Origin of the sequence: Kribbella sp. NBC_00382 (assembly GCF_036067295.1) — a bacterium.
In the GTDB taxonomy this organism is placed as follows: domain Bacteria; phylum Actinomycetota; class Actinomycetes; order Propionibacteriales; family Kribbellaceae; genus Kribbella.
Genome location: NZ_CP107954.1, coordinates 7,210,876 through 7,231,957 on the forward strand (window position 1 = coordinate 7,210,876; position 21,082 = coordinate 7,231,957).

The 21,082-nt window shown below is 68.2% G+C and carries 19 protein-coding genes; 7 read left to right on the forward strand and 12 right to left on the reverse strand.

The annotated features are described in order from the left end of the window. Window positions 1-11: 11 nt before the first annotated feature. A complete protein-coding gene (locus OHA70_RS34010) occupies window positions 12-239 on the reverse strand; it encodes a hypothetical protein (protein ID WP_328324740.1) in 228 nt (75 codons plus the stop codon). 123 nt (window positions 240-362) lie between these two features. Here OHA70_RS34010 and OHA70_RS34015 point away from each other — a divergent pair, with 123 nt between their 5' ends. Next, entirely contained in the window at window positions 363-554 is a 192-nt protein-coding gene (locus OHA70_RS34015) for a hypothetical protein (RefSeq protein WP_328324742.1), read from the forward strand. Here the strand turns inward: OHA70_RS34015 and OHA70_RS34020 are convergent. After that, window positions 551-1,708, reverse strand: a complete 1,158-nt coding sequence (locus OHA70_RS34020; protein WP_328324744.1) for a zeta toxin family protein — start codon at window positions 1,706-1,708, stop codon at window positions 551-553. The genes OHA70_RS34015 and OHA70_RS34020 overlap by 4 nt on opposite strands. Before the next feature lie 106 nt (window positions 1,709-1,814). Here OHA70_RS34020 and OHA70_RS34025 point away from each other — a divergent pair, with 106 nt between their 5' ends. Continuing rightward, window positions 1,815-2,720: a carbamate kinase gene (locus OHA70_RS34025; RefSeq protein WP_328324746.1), complete on the forward strand. Its 906-nt coding sequence runs from the start codon at window positions 1,815-1,817 to the stop codon at window positions 2,718-2,720. On the opposite strand, the gene OHA70_RS34030 is transcribed toward OHA70_RS34025, so the two are convergent. Together OHA70_RS34030 and OHA70_RS34035 are read right to left on the reverse strand one after the other, a co-directional pair. Then, a complete protein-coding gene (locus tag OHA70_RS34030; protein ID WP_328324748.1) occupies window positions 2,717-3,283 on the reverse strand; it encodes an Rv1733c family protein in 567 nt (188 codons plus the stop codon). The two genes, OHA70_RS34025 and OHA70_RS34030, sit on opposite strands and share 4 nt — an antisense overlap. Further along, window positions 3,280-4,428, reverse strand: a complete 1,149-nt coding sequence (locus tag OHA70_RS34035; protein WP_328324750.1) for an ABC transporter permease — start codon at window positions 4,426-4,428, stop codon at window positions 3,280-3,282. The genes OHA70_RS34030 and OHA70_RS34035 overlap by 4 nt, the downstream gene beginning before the upstream one ends. A gap of 91 nt (window positions 4,429-4,519) precedes the next feature. Between OHA70_RS34035 and OHA70_RS34040 the strand changes: the two genes are divergently transcribed. Further along, window positions 4,520-5,113: a TetR/AcrR family transcriptional regulator gene (locus OHA70_RS34040; protein WP_328324752.1), complete on the forward strand. Its 594-nt coding sequence runs from the start codon at window positions 4,520-4,522 to the stop codon at window positions 5,111-5,113. Here OHA70_RS34040 and OHA70_RS34045 read toward each other — a convergent pair. Continuing rightward, window positions 5,106-6,071 (reverse strand): N-acetylglucosamine kinase, encoded by a 966-nt coding sequence (locus tag OHA70_RS34045; protein WP_328324754.1) that lies wholly within the window; start codon window positions 6,069-6,071, stop codon window positions 5,106-5,108. The genes OHA70_RS34040 and OHA70_RS34045 overlap by 8 nt on opposite strands. Window positions 6,072-6,267: 196 nt before the next feature. On the opposite strand from OHA70_RS34045, the gene OHA70_RS34050 reads away from it, so the two are divergent. From OHA70_RS34050 to OHA70_RS34060, 3 genes are read left to right on the forward strand one after another with little or no spacing between them, the layout of a single operon-like run. After that, a complete protein-coding gene (locus OHA70_RS34050) occupies window positions 6,268-8,262 on the forward strand; it encodes a PEP/pyruvate-binding domain-containing protein (protein ID WP_328324756.1) in 1,995 nt (664 codons plus the stop codon). After that, a complete protein-coding gene (locus tag OHA70_RS34055; protein WP_328324758.1) occupies window positions 8,259-9,476 on the forward strand; it encodes an MFS transporter in 1,218 nt (405 codons plus the stop codon). Before OHA70_RS34050 ends, OHA70_RS34055 begins: the two co-directional genes overlap by 4 nt. After that, the gene (locus OHA70_RS34060) at window positions 9,473-10,822 is read left to right on the forward strand and encodes an ATP-grasp domain-containing protein (protein WP_328324760.1); all 1,350 of its coding nucleotides are present in this window, start codon (window positions 9,473-9,475) and stop codon (window positions 10,820-10,822) included. The genes OHA70_RS34055 and OHA70_RS34060 overlap by 4 nt, the downstream gene beginning before the upstream one ends. Before the next feature lie 5 nt (window positions 10,823-10,827). On the opposite strand, the gene OHA70_RS34065 is transcribed toward OHA70_RS34060, so the two are convergent. Further along, on the reverse strand, window positions 10,828-11,406 hold the full coding sequence (locus OHA70_RS34065) for a hypothetical protein (protein WP_328324762.1): 579 nt from the start codon (window positions 11,404-11,406) through the stop codon (window positions 10,828-10,830). 18 nt (window positions 11,407-11,424) lie between these two features. After that, a complete protein-coding gene (locus OHA70_RS34070; RefSeq protein WP_328324764.1) occupies window positions 11,425-11,784 on the reverse strand; it encodes a cupin domain-containing protein in 360 nt (119 codons plus the stop codon). Window positions 11,785-12,126: 342 nt separating this feature from the next. On the opposite strand from OHA70_RS34070, the gene OHA70_RS34075 reads away from it, so the two are divergent. Beyond that, complete coding sequence (locus OHA70_RS34075; RefSeq protein WP_328324766.1) at window positions 12,127-12,735, forward strand: response regulator transcription factor; 609 nt, start codon at window positions 12,127-12,129, stop codon at window positions 12,733-12,735. Here the strand turns inward: OHA70_RS34075 and OHA70_RS34080 are convergent. From OHA70_RS34080 to lanKC, 5 genes are all read right to left on the reverse strand, one after another. After that, a complete protein-coding gene (locus OHA70_RS34080; protein ID WP_328324768.1) occupies window positions 12,714-14,450 on the reverse strand; it encodes an ABC transporter ATP-binding protein in 1,737 nt (578 codons plus the stop codon). The two genes, OHA70_RS34075 and OHA70_RS34080, sit on opposite strands and share 22 nt — an antisense overlap. A gap of 75 nt (window positions 14,451-14,525) precedes the next feature. Next, window positions 14,526-16,184, reverse strand: coding sequence for an ABC transporter ATP-binding protein (locus tag OHA70_RS34085; protein WP_328324770.1), 1,659 nt, complete (start codon window positions 16,182-16,184; stop codon window positions 14,526-14,528). Beyond that, a complete protein-coding gene (locus OHA70_RS34090; RefSeq protein WP_328324772.1) occupies window positions 16,181-18,136 on the reverse strand; it encodes a prolyl oligopeptidase family serine peptidase in 1,956 nt (651 codons plus the stop codon). Before OHA70_RS34090 ends, OHA70_RS34085 begins: the two co-directional genes overlap by 4 nt. 65 nt (window positions 18,137-18,201) lie before the next feature. Beyond that, the gene (locus OHA70_RS34095; RefSeq protein WP_328324774.1) at window positions 18,202-18,336 is read right to left on the reverse strand and encodes a SapB/AmfS family lanthipeptide; all 135 of its coding nucleotides are present in this window, start codon (window positions 18,334-18,336) and stop codon (window positions 18,202-18,204) included. Between the two features lie 3 nt (window positions 18,337-18,339). Next, window positions 18,340-20,889 carry a class III lanthionine synthetase LanKC gene (lanKC, locus tag OHA70_RS34100; RefSeq protein WP_328324776.1) on the reverse strand — a complete coding sequence of 850 codons (2,550 nt, stop codon included), beginning with the start codon at window positions 20,887-20,889 and terminating at the stop codon, window positions 18,340-18,342. Window positions 20,890-21,082: the final 193 nt, after the last annotated feature.

The following is a 21,082-nucleotide window of genomic DNA, read 5'->3' on the forward strand; positions in this document are numbered from 1 at the left end:
GGACCCAGGGGTCAGAGCGTGTGCAGCTTGTCGAACGGGGACAGGACGCGCAGCAGTTTGCCGCCGCCCAGATCGACCACCACCGCGTGGGTGCCCTCGACGGCGCTGATCGTGCCCATGCCCTCTTTGTCGTGAGACACCCGGTCACCTTCTTCGAAGGTCTTGATCGGGGCGGGCACCCGGGGCTTGAAGGGACTCGTGGACAGGTGACGACGCGTCGTCGCGCGGGAAGGCTCCATCAGGTCTCCAGTATGCGCCCTTCACACCACTGAGCGCATGTCACGTCTCGGTGAACGAGGTCTTGTCCGCCTCCGCCCGGCCGCAATAGCATCCAGCCTCACTACCGCCGAAGGGATGCCGTGATGGCGTGGCGTAAGGGCAAGCAGCAGGCGCAGGATCCGGAGAAGGGTGGCTCGCAGCCGGGCCGCCAGGCCAAGAAAGCGCCCGGCTCCGGAGGCGGTCTGGTCGGCGACAAGGTCGTCGACCCCAGGGGCCGGGTGGTGAAGGACTTCTCCGGTCGCCAGCGTCGTCAACCCAACGAGCACGGGGCTTAGGGGCTCGCTATCCCGGCGGTGGCGATCTGTAGCGTCACCGCATCGGGGTGGAGCAGAGGTCGCGCCAGGGCGGTGACTGCCCTGGCGCTCTCGGCGGTCTGTTGGCGGATCTCGGGGATCGGCGCCGACTGACCGCGGTCCTTGTACGCCGAGACCGCCTCAAGGAAGAGGCGGGACTCGAGCACGGTCCAAGGGCGAGCGCGTTCTGCGGTGATCGCCTCAACGCCGGCTGGTCGTTGGTGCCAGCGGCCGTCGGTGGTTCGCTGGTTGCCGTAGAGGAGGTCGCCGGTCGGACGCAGTACGGCGGCCAGGTCGGCGAGTTGGTCGCGATCGAGTGCCTCGGCTGCTCGGAGTACGGGCTGGGCGCGGTCTGGATCTGCGAGGCGGCCGTAGCCGTAGGCCTCCAGGGCGCGGAGATGGCGATCCAGTACGCCGAAACGGCAGCTCGCCTCGGATGCGGCGACGATCGCCACCTCGACCTGATACCCGGCGTCCTTGAACTCCCGAGCCGCTTGCTCGAAGTCACCAAGATTTTCCAGTAATACGTCGTAGCGCTGACTGCGGGCGTACCCGCTGGCGGCAGCCGTCCATCGCGCGGCATCCACAGGTTGGCTGGGCAGTTGGTGGAAGTCGGGATGATGCGGCTCATAGATGTCCGGACTGATCACGAGTGGTTGGCCACGACGCTTCAGGACAGCTCGTGCGAGGGCGGTGATCGACGCTTTGCCGTCACCGGGTTGACCGATGACGATCACGACGATCGGCTGCGCCTGCGACGTACCGATGAGCGCGTCCGGGATGATCCGTTCGCGGAAGATCTGCTCGCTCTCGTCGTCATCGAGCAGGCGCTGCGATGGCAGCCGGGGCGTGAGATCCGGTTGGTCATCGTCGGGGTCGGCGAGCAGGTCCTCGCCGTCGGAGTGGATGGCGGCGATCTCGTCCACGTCCAGGGGCGTCAGTTCGCGGCGCCGGACAGCCCACAGCTGTTGGGCCTGGCGCCAACCGGCGACCGGCGTACCGGTTTCTTCTTCGCGCGCGATCAAGTCGCTGTAGAACCCGATCACCTGATCCGCGCCCTCCAGCGCGACCTCGTACCGCACCGCTTCCTCAACCGACCACGTCGCCGAGCCCAGCTCGGCCAGCACGTTCAGCACCCGGGCGACGATAGCGACGATCGCCCGATCTGGACATGCCGAACCGTGTACCGGCCGGCACCCTCCGATGGGTCCTCGGCTGACGGCCGGCGTGCGAAGCTGAAGCATGCGTATTGTCATCGCGCTCGGCGGCAACGCCCTCCTGCGCCGGGGCGAGAAGCCCGATGCCGCCGTCCAGCTCGCGCATCTGGTCGCGGCGGCTCCCGCGCTGGCCAAGATCGCCGCCGAACACGAGCTGGTACTTGTCCACGGCAACGGTCCGCAGGTCGGGCTGCTCGCCCTGGAGAGCATTGCGGACAGGAGCCTGACGCGCTCGTACCCGCTCAGCGATCTGGTCGCCGAAACCCAAGGCATGATCGGCTACTGGCTCCAGCAGGCGCTCCGCAACGCCGGCCTCGGCCGCCCGGTCGTCACCCTCATCACCCAGGCCGTCGTCGCCACCGACGACCCCGGGTTCGAGCACCCGACGAAGTTCATCGGCAGCGGGTACACCGAGGACAAGGCCTACCAGCTCGCCAAGCGGAACGACTGGACGGTCCGCCGCGACGGCAACAGCTGGCGGCGAGTGGTCCCCTCCCCCAAACCCCAGCGGATCGTCGAACTCGACACAGCCGAGCTCCTGCTGCGGAATCAGACCACGGTCATCCTCGCCGGCGGGGGCGGCGTGCCAGTGACCGAGGGACCCGATGGCCTGACCGGCGTCGAGGCGGTCGTCGACAAGGACTACGTCGCCGCGTTGGTGGCAACGGAGCTGAAGGCCGACTTGCTGGTGATGCTCACCGACGTACCGGCCGTCTACCTCGACTACGGCACCTCAACCGAGCGTGCTCTGCACGACATCACCCTGGCCGACATCGCCGGCCACACCTTCCCACCCGGTTCGATGGGCCCGAAGGTCGCCGCCGCCCGCCAGTTCGTCACCGAAGCTTCCGGCCGAGCCGCCATCGGCTCCCTCGACGACACCACCGCGGTGGTAGCGGGCAGCGCCGGGACGCAACTCTCCTCGAGCTAGTGGCGTGTCCAGCGGGAAGAGATCTGCTCCCACTCGGCCGTCCATGCCTGATCACGACGGTGATCCAAGGACCGTCGAGCCAGGCTGAACAGGCCCCAGGCGATGACCCACACCAGCATCAGCAGCCCGGTCCCTGCGCCTACACCGATAGCGGTGGAGTCACCCGGTTCGCGGGGTGCCCGGTGAATAGCTCCGGAGCGGTCGAGCCAGATGGGCAGCTCAGCGCCCGCCCGGGTACCGATCAGAACATCCGCCCGACCTTCGTGGGACACACCCGTGGCGTCGACCCAGGCGATCCGAACCTCGGAGGCAATCTGCCCGGGCGCTGTCGGCACGAGGGTGGCGGTGTCCTCGAGGGTTCGTGCGGTGACCTGCTGGAGCCCGGCCCGCTCCTCGTTGGCCAACGCATCCTGGTGATCGCGGACCGCCGTACCGAGAACCATCGCGACCGGAATCGACAGCAGGGCGACCAGCAGCGCGGTCAGGAGCACAGTCGACTCCAGCCTGTCCACCCTTCGCCGTAAGGGATTGCGGCCGAACCCGAAACGACGCAGCCGACTCATACCGTCGCCTCCTCCGCGAACTCTCGCCGATCCTCACCTACTTCGACAGGGTGGCCGCCCTCGCTGTGACAGTCAACGCTCGACCCCGACTCTGCCGGCACCGATTCACGGAAGGGGCCATCGGCAACCAAGTCTGTCCGGTGCCGCGCCGCCTGTCGCCGGGCAGACCGACGATGGCCCGCGACGATAGCCGCGATACCCAGCAAGCTCCACACAACCAGTACTACGACATGCTGTGCGGCTCCGTGTCCGTCGAAGTAGGCGGCGCTGCGGAGCAGATTCGCGCCCGCGCCCGGCGGCATCAACTGGCCGAGCTCGCCCACCGCTGTTGGCATCAGTTCGGGCGCCGAACTGACCGCAGAGAACGGATTGCCGACGAACACCATCCCGATCGCGCCCACCGCGACTCCACCTGGTCCGAGCAGCGCGGCGAGACCGGCGACGAAGCTGCTGATGGCGAACAGCATCAGCGACAACGCCGCCCAGGTCTCGATCCGCCCGCCCGGCAGCGCACCCACGTAGTCCTGCGCCACCAGATGCACCCCGACCCCGGTGATCGCTGACACCAACGCGAGTGCGACGACCTCACGCCACGCGGGCCGGAACCCGACGAGCACCGCCACCAACACGGCCAGGATCACCCCGCCGAGAACCAGTGGCGTCATCGCGGCGGTGAAGATCGCGCCACGGGGATCGTCGCCCGAGGTCGCCACCACATCCTGGACCGCCGACCCGGCCACCGGCGGTAGCGACGGTTCAGCCTTCGTCGACAACCGTTCGGCCGTCGTGGTCAGCAACTGAGCTACGGCCGGGCCGGCCGCGCTGGCGGTCAGCACGGTGAATCGGCGCGACGAGATCTCGAAGGCGCCGTAGACCTCGCGGTCGGAGATCGCGGACCTGGCCGCCGCGTCATCGGCGTACAGGTGCAGTTCGAAGGCACCGGGGGCGACGGTCGCCAGGGTCCGCACGGTCTGCTGGGTGGCTGCGCCGGTACCGACGATGCCGACCGGCAGGCTCCGGGCGCCCGTCCGCGCCGCCGGCCAGGTGAACATCAGCACAGCGAGGCTGACCACCAGCGGGGCCAGCACCGACAGGATGAGCAACTGCCGCCACGGCGGGTGCTTGATGAGCGGATTCCTGGGCATTTCTGTGCCTCTCGATCGAGCGGATCGGCGCGCCGCGCCAACCGGCTCGCCAAACGACAATGCATGTTCGTTTTTGTACTATACTCGGACCGTGCCCAAGGTTTCCGACCGCTACCGCGATGCTCGCCGCGAACACATCCTCACCGCCGCACGCCGGGCGTTCCTCCGCCACGGCTTCCACGCGACCTCCATGCAGGACCTGTTCGCCGAGGCCAAGCTCTCCTCCGGAGCGGTCTACCGGTACTTCCCCGGCAAGGAAGACATCGTGCTGGCGATCGCCGAGGACAACATCCGGGAGGTCGCCGAGCTGATCCGGACGGTCACCGCCCGGCGCCCGGGCGACTCCCTCGGGGCCGTTCTCGCGGCGGCCGTCGAGCTCATCTCGGAGAAGAACAAGGACAGCGGACTGGCCGGCATCGGAGTCCAGGCCTGGTCGGAGGCGCTCAGCAATCCGCGGATCGGGGTTGCCTTCGGCCAACTGCTCTCGACGCTGCGATCCGACCTCGCGGATGTCGTCAGCCGCCATCAGCAGACGACGGCCCTGCCATCGGAACCGTCAGCCGAAGCCCTGGCCGGAGTGATGATCGGCGTACTCGTCGGCCATCTCCTGCAACTGGCACTTCTGGGCCCGGATGCCGTCGCCGACACCCCGGCCGCCCTCAGAGCACTCTGGCCAGCTACCTGATCGCGACCAACTTGGCGACAGACTCGGTGGTCAATGGAGTGCCGGCCAATCGGGCCGCATACAACGCCGCGCCGAGGACTGGTGACAGCATCGGGTCACGCAGGTCGACCGATGCGTCGGCCAGGTGCTGCTGGAAGGCAGTACGGACCTCGTCGCTGGTGAAGACGCCGCCCGAGTACGACACCGGTACGACCTCGCCGGGCGCATAGCCAAGTTGCGTGATCGCGGCTTTCACCAAGTCGGCCAGGGCTTGCCCGGCTTCACGCAGGATCGCAGTACAGACCTCGTCGCCGTCCGCGGCGCCCGCGGTGACCAATCGGGCAAGGGATGCAATGCGAGCCCGGTCGCCCTGCCAGCGATTCAGGACCACGTCGACGAGGTCCAGGTCCGAGGCGAGTTGCAGATGCTCGGCGAGGTGCTTAAGCAACGGCCCCGGGATCAGCCGGCCGTCTGACATCTTCGCGAACGCATTCAGACCACGGATAGCGATCCAGTACGCCGAGCCCTCGTCGTCGAACAGCTCACCCCAGCCGCCGATCCGCAACCCACGGCCGTCGCGTTCGCCGTACGCCATCGACCCCGTCCCGCCGATCACGTTGACGCCGTCGATCGCCCCCAGCGACCCGGCCCAGCCGGCGACCATGTCGTTGTCGCAGCTGTAGCGCTGATGCCCGAGCACTCGACCAGGAATCGAATTCAGCGTCTCCAGATCGGCGCTGACCTCGCCATATCCCGGCAACGCGAAGAACGCATACGCCAGCTGATCAGCCGGTACTCCGGCTGCGCCGCAAACGGACTCAACACCCTCGCGCAGCACGTCGGCGACCAGCTCGATGCCCTGCCCGAGGTAATAGCAACTGGGACCCACCGTGCTCGCCAGCACCTCACCTGCGCCGGACACCAGGGCGAAGGCGGTCTTGGTGCCACCACCGTCGACCCCCAGAAAGACACCGGACACGATCGCTCCCCTCGTTGCAATAATCTGCACAGATTAGCATTTGATTGTGCATTACTACACAGAAAGCATGTCAGGAGTTAATCGATTCAGCGTTCATGAATGATGCCAAAGGCAACTATTAGCGCTGCGTGATAGTGCTCACAGAGGGTGAGAGAAACTACCGTGAGTGTCCGTATTGACCTTATTGTGATCCCTCGTGCCTACCGCTCCCGCCCCTTCCGCCCTGGCCGCCATCGTCCCCGCTCTGCCCGCTGATCGCCTGACCCTGGCTGATTTCTCGGGCCTGGCGACCACCGTCGCCGGCTACCCCTACGTCAAGCTCGTCCTCGACCAGGAGACCTCGACGGTCCACCTGATCGACGGTGCCGAGCGCATGCTGCACGTCCAGTACGTCGCCGAGCGCATCCTCGGAATGACCCGGGCCGAGCTCGCCCGCAACCTGGACGCCTTCAACGATTCCGTGTACCGCGTCGGCGACCGGCGCTTCCTGCTCGGCACCCTCGCGTTGCACGACCGGCCGGAGCACGGCGGCCTGTTCTTCTCCCTGGAGACCGTCGAGGTCGACACGATGGGCCCCGACCTGCTCGGCACCTTCTACCGCACCGTCCGCGCCCTCATCGACGATGCGGTGCCGGTGCTGCTGAAGCCTGCGAACCACCTCCAGGAAGGCTTCCTGCAGGACACGACCACACCGCTGATCCTGGCCCACGAGCTGTACTCCACCGCGCCGTACGTCCCGCTCAACCCCGGTACGACGACCGGCCGCCTGCGCGTCTTCACCGACGAGGGCGCCTACCGCACGACGATCGATCCCGTCCGCTGGCACGACATCCTCGTGATGGAACGGATGCCCGACGACATCCCGCGAGTGTCCGGGCTGATCAACGCCAAGCACACCACTACCCTGTCGCACACCAACGTGCTCGCCGCCGGCTGGGGCATCCCGAACGCCATCCAGCAAGGCGCACTCCAAAGCCTCGCCGACCTAGACGGCACCTGGGTCGAGCTGACTGTCGACCAGTCCGCGCCAGAACTCGCAGTACGCGCGATCACCCGGCCGGACTCCGTCGACGCAGGCCCGCCCTGGGCGGTCACGCAGGTCGACATCGGCAAGCCCGACCTCGCCGCGGCCCAGATCCTTCCGCTGGACGAACTGCGCTCCACCGATGCGCATCGCTTCGGCACCAAGGCCGCGAACCTCGGCGAGCTGATCGCCGTACTGCGCGACGGATCGCCTTACTGGCTTGGTTTCTACGAGAAGCCGAGGCCGCCGCGTCCGCATCTGCTCGAGTACCTCGCCCGGCAGCTCGACACGACCGGCACCGACACCGCCGTACTCGACCAAACCGCGAAGCGGATGGTCAGCGAGCACGTCGTCGTACCGCGCGGGATCGCCCTGCCGTTCGCGTTGCAGCAGCAGTTCCTGGAGTCGTCGCCGGCGATCCAGCAGACCATCGGCAAGCTCAAGATGGCGCTCGCCCTCGGCGGCGAGATCGATGGACTGTGCGCCGAGCTCGGCGCCCTCATCCGCGACACCCCGTTGCCCGCCGAGCTGCGCACGCTGATCGAAGACTCCGTACTGCGCCACCTGACCGGCGCCGGCCGCGTCGTCGTCCGCAGCTCGTCGAACGCCGAGGACCTGATCGGCTTCTCCGCCGCCGGAATCTACGAGTCGGTCCCCGAGGCCGAGTCGATCGAGGACGTGATCCACGCGATCCAACGGGTCTGGGCCTCGCTCGTCACCACTCGCGGCGTCCTGCTCCGCGACGAGGCCGGTATCGGCCTGTCCGACTGCTTCATGGGAGTCGTCATCCAGCAGCAGCTCGACGGCGCGCTCGGCGGAGTCATGGTCACCACCAACCCGCTCGACCGGACCGACTTCCGCTCCGTACTACTGAACCTCGCCCGCAACTCGGTCGACGACGTGGTGTCCGGTGCTCGGGACCCACTGCAGCACCTCTACAACACGATGGAGGGCGGCAGCCGCACCGTCGCGATGGGCGCCGAACCGGCCGACGTGGACGATCAGGCCAAGGCGACACTCGGCCGGCTCGCCCTGATCGGACGGTTGCTCCAGGCCCACTTCGCGGGTACCGACGGATCCGTCGACGCCCCGGTGGACGTCGAGTGGCTCGTCGACGGCGACCGGATCGTGCTGCTGCAGTGCCGTCCGTACCAGCTCGCCGCGTGACCGCCGCCAGCCCCGATGCGGCGCGGGTGATCCGCCGCTACAACGCCTTCCAGTTGTTCGCCGGTCTGCTGTGGTGGTTGCCGGTCTTCTACGTGTTCCAGCGGTCCGCCGGGCTGTCGGACCAGGAGATCTTCTCGATCCAGAGCATCTTCTACCTGGCGTTCTGCCTGCTCGACATCCCGACCGGGATGATCGCCGACCGGTTCGACTACCGGCGTTGCCTGCAGGGTGGCGCGATCATCCTCGTGGTGGCGAACGTGATCCCGGTCTGGCAGCCCACCTTCGCCGGGTTCCTGGCCCAGTTCCTGCTGATCGCGTTGGCGCATTCGCTGTTCTCCGGCGCCGGAAGTGCTTATCTGTATGAGTACTTGCATCGGACCGGCAACGACGCGGCGTACCAGGGTGCCGAGGGCTCGGCTCGCGCGTGGACGCTGATCGGGCGGATCGCCTGTCTCCCCGCGGCCGGCTTCCTGACGGCCTGGTGGGGTCCTTCTCCGTATGTGATGTCGGCGGTGACCTGCGGTATCGCAGCTGTGATCGCCCTCGGCTTCCCTGCTCTACCCCGAACCGCCGAGGACCCTGCGGCTGCCGAGCCAGTACTACCCGCACTGGCCGGTGCGCTCCGATCGCTGATGAAGTCCAAGCGGCTGATGTTGCTGATGGCCCAGGGCATCGCGATCTTCACGCTGGTCCGGATCGGGCAGGCCAACCTGTTCCAGCCGATCCTTGAGTCGAAGCACCTGCCGCTGCACTGGTTCGGGGTGCTGATGGCGGCGACGACCGTGTTCGAGGTCGCGGGCGCCGCGCGTTCCAAAGTACTGGCTCGCTTCGGTCAGGTCCGGGTCGTGCTCGTACTGACCGTGTTGATGGCAGTTGCGCTCGCATCGGTCATCCCACTGGGGTTGGCCGGCACGATGGTCTGTCTCGCGGTGTTCTCGCTCGCGTCCGGGCTCGCGTTCCCGGTGCAGCGCAAGCTGGTCAACTCCGCTATCACCGAGCCGGCCCGACGGGCGACGCTGCTGTCCGTCGAGTCGCTGGCCGACCGCGCCGTCTGCGCCCTTGTGGTGTTCATCCTGGGCGCGTTTCTCACCCGCGGCGCGATGGCGGGCTTCCTCGTCGCGCTCGCGGCCACAGTCACCGTGGCGATGGTCATTCTCGCCGTACTCGTCAATCGGAGCCGCGACCGCGCGGCCGTCAAGGAGAGCGTCGCGTGAAGAAGATCCTGTATGTCTACGTCAAAGGCGGCGCTCCCCTGGAGACTGCGTTCCCCCGGATCGCGGCCTGCGGCGAGCTGCATGTGCTCGCGCTATCGCCGCTGCCCGAGGCCGGCAAGGAGATCTGGGAGCCGTGCTGCACCAGCATCACCGTCCACCCCGGTGGGCTGACGCCAGGTGAGCCGGTGGTGGAGGCGATCGTCGCGCATGCTCGCTCGCTGGGTGCGGATGCGCTGTTCACGCTGTCGGAGTTCGCAGTACTGGCCGTCGCCAACGCTGCCGACCGGCTGGGACTCGCCGGTGCGGGGCCGGGCATCCGGGTGGCCCGGGACAAGCGGCTGATGCGGCAGGCCTGGCAGGCTGCCGGGGTACCGATCCCCCGCTTCCGCCGGGTGGACTCCGCTGCAGACCTTCAGGGCGCGTTGGCCGCGTTGACTCCGCCGCTGCTGCTCAAGCCGGCTTGGGGCGCAGGGTCCGTGGCCCAGCTCGTACTGACGTCGCAGGACCAGGTCGCCAACGCCTGGGCTGAGATCGAGCAGGCGCTGGAGCTGGGCGGACAGGTCGGGATGAACGAGCTGTACGAGCAGAACACCGATGCCGACCGGCTGGTCGAAGAGATCATGGACGGCACCACCGAGGGCTGGTACTCCGAGCCGGGGTACGGCGACTACCTGAGCGTCGAAGGCATCGTTGCCAAGGGCAAGTACCATCCATTGGCGATCACGGCCAAGCTGCCGACCGTTCCGCCGTACATCGAGGTCGCCAGCACCTCGCCGTGCGTGTTGCCGGAGGAGCTGCAGCGGCGGATCGAGGAGGTCTCCCGGCGAGCGGTCGACGCTCTCGGGCTCGACACCTGCGGCACCCACACGGAGCTCAAGCTGCGTGCGGACGGCGAACTCGTGGTGATCGAGGTCGGCGCCCGCTTCGGCGGTCTGCTGACCACCCGGCAGGCCGAGATCGTCTTCGACCTGGACCCGATCGGGATGCTGATCCGCGAACAGCTCGGCGAGCAGGTCGACTACCCGCCGGCGATGCTGGTCGACGGCGGCCGGGCCGCTGCGTCCGTCGCGGTCGTACCTGCTGATTCGGCCGGTACGCCGTGGCAGACGCAGCCGCTCTGGCATCCCGAGCAAGTGGACTGGTCGAGCCTGCTGTCCCCGGGCAGCACTGTGGAGCCGGTGCCGGCCTTCATGCTGCCGACTGGGACCCGGGTTCCGGAGTTCGACCCGTCCGGCGGTTCACGCAACTGGCTGGGCGTCTTCCTCTTGACCGCCGTAGATGCCCCGACATTGCTCCGCGATTGTCGGGCCATCCTCGACGGGCTGGAAGACGCTCTCCCCAGCTGACGGACTCAGGGCAGCAATACGCGCCATACAGGTAGGTAGGCGGGGCGGTTGGGCTGGCCGATCAAGTACCCGGTCAGCCCAGTCTGCTCCGCCACCGTGATCTCACCGGGGGTCTCGCCCTCGTAGAAGGACCGGCAGGGAGCCGCCGCGTCCCGGCCGCGCTCGAACAGGGCGGGAGCCGGCTTGGACTCGGCCTTGGTCCGCGGGGTCAGGATCCGGTCGCCGAACAACTCCCAGGGGAACGGCTGCGACTCGGCCCAGGACGAGTTCACGTACGCCTTGGTCGCGGCGGCCCGCTCGGCGTCGGTGGCACCCCACTCCGGCGGCACGTTGGTGATCAGGCCGACCGGTACGCCGACGCTCCGCAGCAGCCACAAGTGGCGCAGCGCTCCGGGCATCCATGTCATCCGGCCGGGCACCGAGGTGTCCACCAGGGTGTTGCCGAGGTCGAACCAGACCACAGAACACGACGGTCGATGCTGCGTGCCTGCTGCTTGAGGAGCGGCGGCCGACGCTGTGGTCGCAGGGGCGAGGAGAGCGGTTGCCGCGAAGAGGACGACGACCAGCCGGGTGAGGCGATGCACGATGACTCCCTGGGGCGGTTACTCGAGCCAGACGGTCTCGAAGGTGGAATTCTCGTGGATGTGGATCGCCTCGTAGCCGCCGGGGCCGGTGGAGAATTTGTGCGGCGTCTCAGCCGGTACGACGATGATCTGCCCGGCCCGGCCGACCAGCTGCGCGTCGCCGACGGTGAAGGTCGCCGACCCGCGCCGGATGATGAAGGTCTCCGGGTAGTGGTGCAGGTGCAGGCGAGGGCCGACACCCTCCTTCGTGGTGGACTCGAAGATCAGCGAGACGCCCACCCCACCGGGCAGTTCTTCGTAATTCTCGGTCCAGTCCTCACCGTCGTCGCGACCGTCGGCCCGCTCGACGACGAAGGCTCCGCTTGCCAGCTCACTCATGGACGTCCCTCCACGGATGGTGTACTTCCAGCCAGTCTCAACCACCTCCCGGGTCATCTGGCGGACTGTTGCGACTAGTTGCTGGCAGCAACGGTTTCGGCGTGGATTCACCGCCGCTTCAAACGCGTGCTGGGGCAGGGATTCCGGCGAATTGTCAAGGCATCAAAGGGCACAGTTCGGCCGTCGGGTGGCATCGATGCCCGACCGTGTCCGGAAGTTCGGGCTGGGCTGGTGACAGGCGCGGGGTCTGCGGGGACACTATCGGTGACCGATCCAGTAGAGCCCGGCTGCTGTCAGTGACCGGGCTCGCACCGATGATTGACTCGCCAGGGGGGCGTAGTGGTGATCCGACTCGTCATCGGGCACCGGGGCAAGTTGGTCCGAGGGGCTCTCGCCGCGGTGCTCAGCAGAGAACCAGATCTGGCCGTGATCGCGGAGTACGAGAGCGCTGACGAGATCCTCGCGCTCTGCGCCGGGGACCCGCGGCTGGTGGTGGTGCTCGATCCGTTGCTGCCGGGCAGGCTCGGGATCCCGCAGCTGTGCGGCCGCCTCGACGGGCAGCCGGTCCTGCTGCTGATCGACCGGGAGGAGACGACCTCCATCTCGCTGGCCCTGACCGTGGCCAAGGAGTCCCGGTCCGTGGGAGTGATCGCCACCGACATCTCGCCGGACGACCTGGTCGATGCCGTCCGGGGAGTTGCCGAGGGACGGCCGGTCTTCGACGGGGGTCTGGCGCTGGTCGCGCTTCGGGCGGGTGGCAGCCCGCTGACCGAGCGGGAGCGCGAGGTGCTGCTGCTGATCGACACTGGTGCGACCGTGCAGGAGGTGGCCCGCAGCCTGAGCCTCAGCGCCGGAACGATCCGCAACTACCTGTCCCGGATCCTCGCCAAGACCAGAGCCAGAAGCCGGATCGAAGCCATCCGCAAAGCTCAGAACGCCGGCTGGATCTGACCGTCCCCCGCCGAACGGACCTGCTCCTCGCCGACCGGGTGGGCTTGATCGTTCGGGTTCCAGTGGCCGACCAGTTCGGCGTACAGGGGGCTTTGGTGGAGGAGGGTTTGGTGGGTGCCGAGGGTGGCGTTGCTGCCGTCGAGGACGAGGACGCGGTTGGCGCGCAGCGCGGAGCTGACCCGGTGTGCGATCACGATCAGCGTGCCGGGGCGGGCGGCGAAGGCTTCCTCGGCGATTCGCTCGGCCCGAGGGTCGAGGTGGCAGGTGGCCTCGTCCAGGACGGCCAGGCGTGCGGGTGAGAGGTAGGCCCGAGCGAGCGCGATCAGCTGACGCTCCCCCGCCGACAACTCGGACGGCCTGACCTCAGCCGCCAGCCCGCCCAACCGGCGTACCAGCGGGAACGCACCGACCGCATCGATCGCCGCGGAGATCTGCAGTGCCGTGGCGTCCGGCCGCAGGTAGGTCACGTTCTCGAGGACCGTACCGGTGAAGACGTACGCCTCCTGAGGAAGGACGACACGGGTAGCAGCCAGGTCGGTGGCGCCCAGCGAGGACGGAGGTACGCCGCCGAGCCGGATCTCCCCCTCGGTCGGGGACAGGAGTCCGCAGATGAGCCCCGCGAGCGTGGATTTGCCGATCCCACTCGGGCCGACCACCGCGAGGTGATCCCCCTCTGGGACCACCAGGTCGAGGTTGCGCAGTACCGGCTCTGCTGCCGGTCCATAGGCGAAGGACAAGCGCCGCAACTGCACCTCATGCCCCTCGGGCAGCCGAGTGACCGCCCTGTACTCCGGCAGCGAATTCCTGTCGAGGATGCGCCCCAAGGTCACCACGTACCGCAGCCCGCTGTCCCCCAGCGCGGACATCACCGTGTTGAGCGCCGGCTGCAGCCCCAGCAACACATAGGTCAGTCCACCGAGCACCGTTCCAGTGGAGACCCCGCGGCCGACGAGCCAGGGTGCAGTCGCGAGCAGGACGATCAGCGGCAGCCAACCACCGATGGCGAAGCACAGGGTCCGCAGCGCAGCCACCTTCGCCAGCGACCGCTCCGCCGCCGCCTGCGCCTCAACCGGTACGCCGACCAGCCCGCCGGCGAACTCCTCAGCCCCAGCGGCCGTCACGTCGCGTACCCCCGCAAAGACCATCCCGGCCGACGTAGCCAACTCCTCGTCGGCCCGCAACGAGGCACGCACCCGGGCGGCCGCCAGCCCCAAGATCCCGAAGGAAAGCAGGAAACCCACCAGGAACGGCGGCACCACCAGCGCCGCGACCAACGGCGACAACGACAACAACCCGCTGACCACCCCGATCGCAGTCACCACAAAGCTCCGGACGACAAGCACCAGCCCGGCGAAGGTGTCCCGCACAATCTCCACCTGCCGATTGAGCCGCGCCACCGCCCCGTCCGCCCGAGCGTTCCGAAGCGCTCCCGACACCACCTTGCGAACCAACTCGTCCCGCACCGGCTCAACCAACTCACCGAGCCGCCGATAAACCTGCCGAGCCCCGACCGCCCCCAGCACCGCCGCACCCAGCAACCCACCCAACCATGCGAGCCCCACACTCACCCGGCCCCCGAGAAACCCGTCCGTCGCATGCGCCACAGCCAGCCCGTAGAACGCGCTGGGCAGAATCTCCGGCAACGACCAAACCGCAAGCCGCACCCCGGCCCGCCCCCGCACCGCAGCTACCCCGAACCCCACCTCCCGCCTCATCCGGCGTTCAGCTCCCGCCTCATCCGGCCGCCACCCCGCAACCCCACCCAACGCGACCGCCCACCAGTTCGCGCTTCACCCGAAGGCCTTTCGATAGGCGGCGTCGCGCCACAGGTCGTCGTGATGGCCGACGGCTCGGACCCGGCCGTGGTCGAGCCAGATGACCAGGTCTGCGCGGGCTGCGGTGGCGGCGCGGTGGGTGATGATCAGGCGGGTTCGCCGGTGGTGGTCGCCCATCAAGGTTTCGGTGATCTGTCGCTCGGTTGCCGTGTCGAGGCTGGAGGTGGCGTCGTCGAGGATGAGCAAGCGTTCGGCTGCCCACGCCCTGGCGAGTCCGAGCCGCTGTGCTTCGCCACCGGACAGCGGTGCCTCGGCGAGCGGCGTGCGGTAGCCATCGGGCATCCGGCTGACGAACTCATGGACGTGGGTAGCGCGAGCCGACGCGAGCAGTTGGTCGGTCGGCACCACGCCGACGCCGATCGCGTCGCCTACCGTCGACCCGACCAAGGCGGGCCGCTCAAATGCGCACCCCACCGCCTGACGCAACGCCGCGTGGCTCAGCGCGCCCAGCGGAACTCCATCGAGCCGTACCTGACCAGAGTCGGGGTCTTGCAAGCGACCGGCGACAGCGGCCAGTACGGACTTGCCTGCACCGCTCGAGCCGACCACCGCCACAGCAGCCCCACCAGGCAGGTCCAGGTGAATGCGATCCAGCAGCAGCTCGTCGCCCGCTCGCACAGTGACCTCATCGAAGACCAGCCGACCTGGCCCCACCGGCAACGAGAGAGCACCGTAGGCAACGGGCAGAGCCGCACTCACCTCGGCCACCCGAGCGATGCCGGCCCGCGCCCGAGCCAGCTGCCCAAGCACTGACGTGAGGCTGCCCAGACCAGCACCGATCACGGCGTACTGCGCTGCCGCGAAGTACTCGCCCGCCGTGATCCGATGGTCGACCAACTCGATACCTCCGACCGCCAGGACAGCGATCAGCACCAGCGGACCGACCACGGCTGCCTGTGCTCCCGAGCGGGCCAGTAGCTGCCAGGTCCTCAGCCCACGCGCGTGCAACTCCGGCAGGAGGCGAAGTATCCGCTCCTCCTCGCGCTGAGCCGTCCCCGCGGCCGCAATCGTCCGCAGGCCGGCCAGTGCCTCCGTCAGCGTCGCAGCGATCCGGCCCTGCGTCTCCTGGTAGGCCAGGCTGATCTCAGCCGTCCGGCGCGCAAACAACCACAGCACGGCGACTACTAGCAACACGCCACCCAGGAAGGCTGCAGCCAGCCACGGGCTGATGAGCAACAGCAGTACCAGACTCCCGATCGGCGGTACCGCCGCAGTGACAGCCGTGAGTGTCGCCGGACCAGCCCGAACCGCATCAACAGCATTGCTCGACACCCGACTGACCAGATCACCAGTGTCGAACTGGCTCACACCACGAGGCCCCGCAGCCAGCACCCGAGCGACCAGCCCGTGCCGGAGCCACGCCGCCGTCCCAGCCACACAGGCAGTACCGGCAATCACCTCGACGACATCACACAAGATGCCGAGAGCAATCAACCCGCACGCGACCAACACCCAACCGCTCGGGTCGAGGTGAGCCGTGGGGCTGATGGCATCCACGGCGCGGCCAAGGACTGCCGGCAGGGCAAGGACGGTGAGGTTGCCCAGCAGGGCGGCGGCACCGATCAACGGGAGCCAGCCCCGCCCGCGTCGCAGTACCGCGCCGAAGGTGGTCACGGGGTCAACCCGGTGTGGAAAGCCAAGAAGGCAAGCATGTCGGCGGCCAGCCCGACACCCCGGCTGACCGCCGCCGGCAGGTGGCCCGCATCGTGCTCGTACCTCAGCAGGATCGGCCGTGAACCAGTGCTGGCGTGCTGCAGCGCCGCACACATCTTGCGCGCGTGCAACGGATCGACCCGGGTATCGGCCCCGAAGACCGTGAACAACACCGCCGGATAGTCGACCGGAGCCACCCGGTGGTACGGCGAATAGGCCAGCAACGCCTTGAATTGCTCAGGATCCTCCACCGACCCGTACTCCCCCACCCACGAAGCGCCGAGCCCCGACTGCTGATAGCGGACCATGTCCAGCAACGGCGCCGAGCAGACCGCGGCGGCGAACAGTTCCGGCCGCTGGGTGAGAGCCGCCCCGACCAGCAGTCCCCCATTGGACTCACCACAGATCGCGAGCTGACCGGGCGTGGTCCAACCGTCCGCGATCAACGTCTCGGCCGCGGCGAGATAGTCGTCGATGACGTTCTGCTTCGAGTCCAGCGTCCCGGCCCGATGCCACTGATCACCCTGCTCACCACCCCCACGCAGGTTCGCCGTCACGAACACCCCACCGGCCTCCACCCAGGCCAGCGCGAAAGACGAGTAGCTGGGAGTGAGCGAGAGCCCGAATCCGCCGTACCCGTAAAGCAGCGTGGGACGTGGCTCCCGCTTGCTCTTGCGCGCGAGCACGACCATGCGGACCGGCGTACCGTCTCGCGATCGGTAGCTGACGTTGCGCGCGTCGATCCTCGGTCCGGCGTCGGGTTCCACCGCCCACGGAGTCACCTGGAGCGTGCGCGCGTCGTACCGGTAGACGGTCGGCGGAGTGACGCTGTCGGTGTAGCTGAACCAGACCTCGTGGCCTCCTCCAGGCCGGGTACTGAGGTCGGCGATCGTGCCCGGCCCGGGCAGCGGTACCCGGTGCAGCCGACGACCGTTTCGCAAGTCGTACGCGGTCAACTCGCTGACGGCATGCCTCATCCGCGCGACGAGCAGCATGCCGTCGAGGACAGCCAACTGGCTGAGCGGTGCGCCCGGCTCTTCAGCGACCAGTTCTCGCCACTCCTCGTGGCCGGGCTCAACCGGGTCGCCGACGCAGATCCGGCCGGCGGGCGCGCCGAGGGTCGTCGCGATGTACATCCGGCCGTCCGGTCCCACAGCCAGCGCAGTACGGGCGTCGACGCACTGCTGGGCGACCACCCGGACGAAGTCAGGGCGGCTCAGATCGACGATCCAGACATCGTTGCGATCGGCAACTACTGCCGAGATGGTCAGCCATCTGCAGTCAGCGCTGATCTCCAGCCCGTACGCCGCTTCGCCCGCCAGCACCTGCGCGTCGTCCGGCTGTCCGAGGCGGTGCAGGTACAACCGTCGTGAGCGAACGAAGTAGAAAGACCGGCCGTCCGTGCGCCAGGCCACCGGGGAGTAGCGGCAGCGGTCGATCGGCCCGTCGACGATCTCACCGGTGTCGACGTCCAGCACCCGTAGTACCGACTCCTCGTTGCCCTGCGACACCTGGAAGGCCAGCAGCCGGCCGTCCGGCGACGGCTGCCAGCGATCGAGCGTCGTCAGACCGGAGGAGTCGAGACGCATCGGGTCGACCAGGATCCGGTCATCGGTCATCAAGACGGGATGTTCCTGGCCGGCGTTCCGTCGCAGGAAGAACTGGCGCGGGCCGCGCCAGGTCGGCGTACCGGTGGTCTCAACATCGCTCAGGGCGGCGACGCGAGCCCGGAAGCGGTAGCGGCCGGGCAGGGCGGCAGCTTGCGTGAGCCAGAGTTCGTCCTGCGCCAGCTGCCAGGACTGCGTCCGGGGATCGGCCGGATCCTCCAGCCAGCGATACGGATCCGCCACCTGGTGGCCGTGCAGGCACTCGACGCCGGCCTGACGCACGGCCTCGGGGTAGCTCAGGTTCACACGGCGCTCCTTCCAGCAAGCGGTCCCGGGCGGGCTGTCGGATCCCGCCCGGGACCTATGGGTGCCTAGTGGCACAGCACCAGGCTGACGTTGCTCGGGGTCTGGGACGCGCAGCCGAGGACGGTCAGCGTGCTGCCGCCGCCACCGTGACCGCCGCCTCCAGTCGGAGCGTCGAGACCTTGCAGGTCGAGAAGTGCCATGTTCTACACCTCCTTTCCAGGCTCGAAGGGATCGGACGACGGGACGCGTCCGAGGAACGGGAGAGCCACCGGCTGCTCGTGCAGCGCGGCTCCGAGGGCCAGCAGGACACCGGCCGAGCCCGTCGCGAGATCCATCGACAGGCGCAGCAGCTGGTTGCCGGGGAACGCCAGCCCGTCGGCGTACGGGAGCGCGTGCCAGCCGAGGCCGGCGATCAGCTGTTCCTGGACGGTCGGGTCGAGCTGGGTTGCGGCGAGCAGGAGACCGGCTCGGCCCATGAAGAGGCCGGGCTGCACGAAGTACCCGCAGTGGGTAACCTTCCGCAGGGACTCGAGGGCCGGGGCGAGCTCTTCGTCCGGGCGGTGGCGCAGGTAGCGGTCGAGCACTAGGGCGATACCGACAGAGCCCTCTTCGAGGTACGGGAGCGTTCGCCAACCCTGGTTGACCTGCAGCATGCCGTGGTCGTCCGTCGTGCAGCGACGCAGGTCTTGCTGCAGGGCGATCCGCGCGAGGTCGAGCAGACCGCTGTCGCCGGAACGCTCATAGGCGTGCAGGAACAGCAGCGCCGGTCCCGACGATCCGAACATCAGCCCGGCCCGCGGGCGCCCTTCGCCACTGAGCTCGGGGACGTCAGCAGGTCCACCGAGGCGATCGGCGACCTGGTCTACGACGCGGGTCGCGGCCGCGAGGACGGCCGGCTCGGCGGCGAAGTCGTACAGGTTGAGGCCGATGCCTGCCAGGCCGGAGTACAGGCCGAGCTCCTGCACGTCGACAGGTTGCATCAGGCAACGGTCGATCGCGTCGAGGGCATCCTGCCGGTAGCCGAGCTCGTTCAGCGCAAGGGCAATCCCGTGGAGCCCGCTGTAGAGTCCAGCGCCGATCCCCGAGTCGTGGGCATGCTTGCGCAACCACTGGTCGTACTCCGGAAAGCGCCCGCCCCCACATCGAGCCAGCGCGTACAGCACCCCGGCCGCACCATGCGCCAAGTTCACGCCACCACCCGGCTCGAACTGCTGGATGTCCCCCGGGAACAGCCGATCCTCCCGCTCCGGCGTAGCGCTCGCGATGATCGCCTTGGTCACCGCCGCGCGCACGTCCGGCCACGACTCCTTACCTGGAAGCGGTGGGTCCGGCTGCATCACCGGCTGCTCACCGACGATGGTCGCGACCGCCTGATCGAAGGTTGCCCTAGGCACCGAGAAGGTCGAGCTGATCTGATCCGCGAGCTGCGCAGCCTTATACGGGTGGAACCGCAGCAACATCGTCGACTGCGGAGCGAACAACCCGAGCGCCATACAGGCCAAGGCATAGCGGTCCACCTCGACACCCTGGCGATCACTGGGAGCCGCGTAACCGGGGTGGGCCAACGCCGACCGAGCTTGCTCGGTAGCCAACGTGGCCACCTCGAAGTCGATCAGCACCAGCCGGCCGTCCGCGTCGACGAGGATGTTGCCCGGGTGGAGGTCGTTGAAGACCACCCCACGCTCATGCAGCGCTGCAACCGCCAGCGACACATCGGCGAGCACCCCGAGCGCCCATGCGGCATACAACTTCAGCTCCTCGACCGAAGCATCCGGCCGAGTCAGCGGATAGCGCCGGACGATCAACCGCTGCAGGGGATTCGAGTCGACGAACTCCTGCACCAGGAAGTGATGGTCCCCGAGCGTGAAGTAGTCGTGGACAGCCGGTACGACGTCCAGCCCCGCCAGCCGTTGCAGGATGTCGCGTTCATGCCCGACCCGAGCGACCGCGTCCCGCCCGATCACGTCCAGCCCGGCCAGCGGCCGGCCTTCCTTCAGTACGACCTTGACCTCGCTGTCGCGGTGATGCCCGAGGTACACGCCACCGCCGTTGGAGAACTGGATCACGCTCTCGATCACGTACGCCAGCTCGTTGGTGGTCACCGCGTTGCGGGCCTCCAGATGCGGCTCCAGGAACGACGGCAGCGACACCCAGGAGGGGACCGAGAAGGTCGGCCAACGGACATCGGGCACCAGGCGGCCTTCGGCATCCGCCAGCGCGTAGACCCGTTCACCGCTGTCCGACAGGCAGTACCGGGTGACGAACGCGCCGTACCGGACGAAGAGCGGGCCGGTCGCGTAGCGCAGATCGCTCAGGATGTACGGTCCCTGGACTCCGGCGAGCAGCCCATCCAGCTCCTTGAGGACGAGCTCGAGCTGGGCGTCGTCGGCCGGATAGATGGTGACGAGCTTGCCGCTGGACCCGCGGGCGGCCGCCTTCGAGTTGAGCATGACCGCGACGGGCTTGCTGCGAAGGAACTTGAAGGCCAGACCGCGCGGAACGCAGTACTCCCAGATCGCGGCGATCGCCCGCTCGGCATCGTCGAGGCCGGCGGACACGTGGATCTTCCAGCCCTGCTGGGGAAGCTCGGCCTCCGACGGCGCGTAGTGCATCCAGACGTCGCCCGCGTAGTGGTCCCATCCACTCGGGATCGGCCGAGCGCAGGCGGCGAAGTCCGGATCCTCGGCGCCACGGTTGGTCGGGGTGTCGTAGAACAGTCGATCAGCGAGGCAGTAAAGCTCGTACTGCTCCATCCCGACCTCCTCGTGGTGAACAACCCGTCGTCACATGGTGTGTCCCCTTGAGCGCTCCGCGTAGTGCCTGCCGTCACGACCGAGGTGTGAGGAATGCGTCCGATACTCCTGCGTATCTCAGCCGCCGGGCGTGTAATCACCCACCTCTCTACTGAACTTGGCGTCGTGAAGAGGCGGCTGTTCGGCTTGCGGT

What these genes read in the sequence shown, in the direction of transcription:
- OHA70_RS34010 (WP_328324740.1), bottom strand. Translation starts at nt 239, where the DNA reads ATGGAGCCTTCCCGCGCGACGACGCGTCGTCACCTGTCCACGAGTCCC.
- OHA70_RS34015 (WP_328324742.1), top strand. Translation starts at nt 363, where the DNA reads ATGGCGTGGCGTAAGGGCAAGCAGCAGGCGCAGGATCCGGAGAAGGGT.
- OHA70_RS34025 (WP_328324746.1), top strand. Translation starts at nt 1,815, where the DNA reads ATGCGTATTGTCATCGCGCTCGGCGGCAACGCCCTCCTGCGCCGGGGC.
- OHA70_RS34030 (WP_328324748.1), bottom strand. Translation starts at nt 3,283, where the DNA reads ATGAGTCGGCTGCGTCGTTTCGGGTTCGGCCGCAATCCCTTACGGCGA.
- OHA70_RS34035 (WP_328324750.1), bottom strand. Translation starts at nt 4,428, where the DNA reads ATGCCCAGGAATCCGCTCATCAAGCACCCGCCGTGGCGGCAGTTGCTC.
- OHA70_RS34070 (WP_328324764.1), bottom strand. Translation starts at nt 11,784, where the DNA reads ATGAGTGAGCTGGCAAGCGGAGCCTTCGTCGTCGAGCGGGCCGACGGT.
- OHA70_RS34080 (WP_328324768.1), bottom strand. Translation starts at nt 14,450, where the DNA reads ATGAGGCGGGAGGTGGGGTTCGGGGTAGCTGCGGTGCGGGGGCGGGCC.
- OHA70_RS34095 (WP_328324774.1), bottom strand. Translation starts at nt 18,336, where the DNA reads ATGGCACTTCTCGACCTGCAAGGTCTCGACGCTCCGACTGGAGGCGGC.
- lanKC (WP_328324776.1), bottom strand. Translation starts at nt 20,889, where the DNA reads ATGGAGCAGTACGAGCTTTACTGCCTCGCTGATCGACTGTTCTACGAC.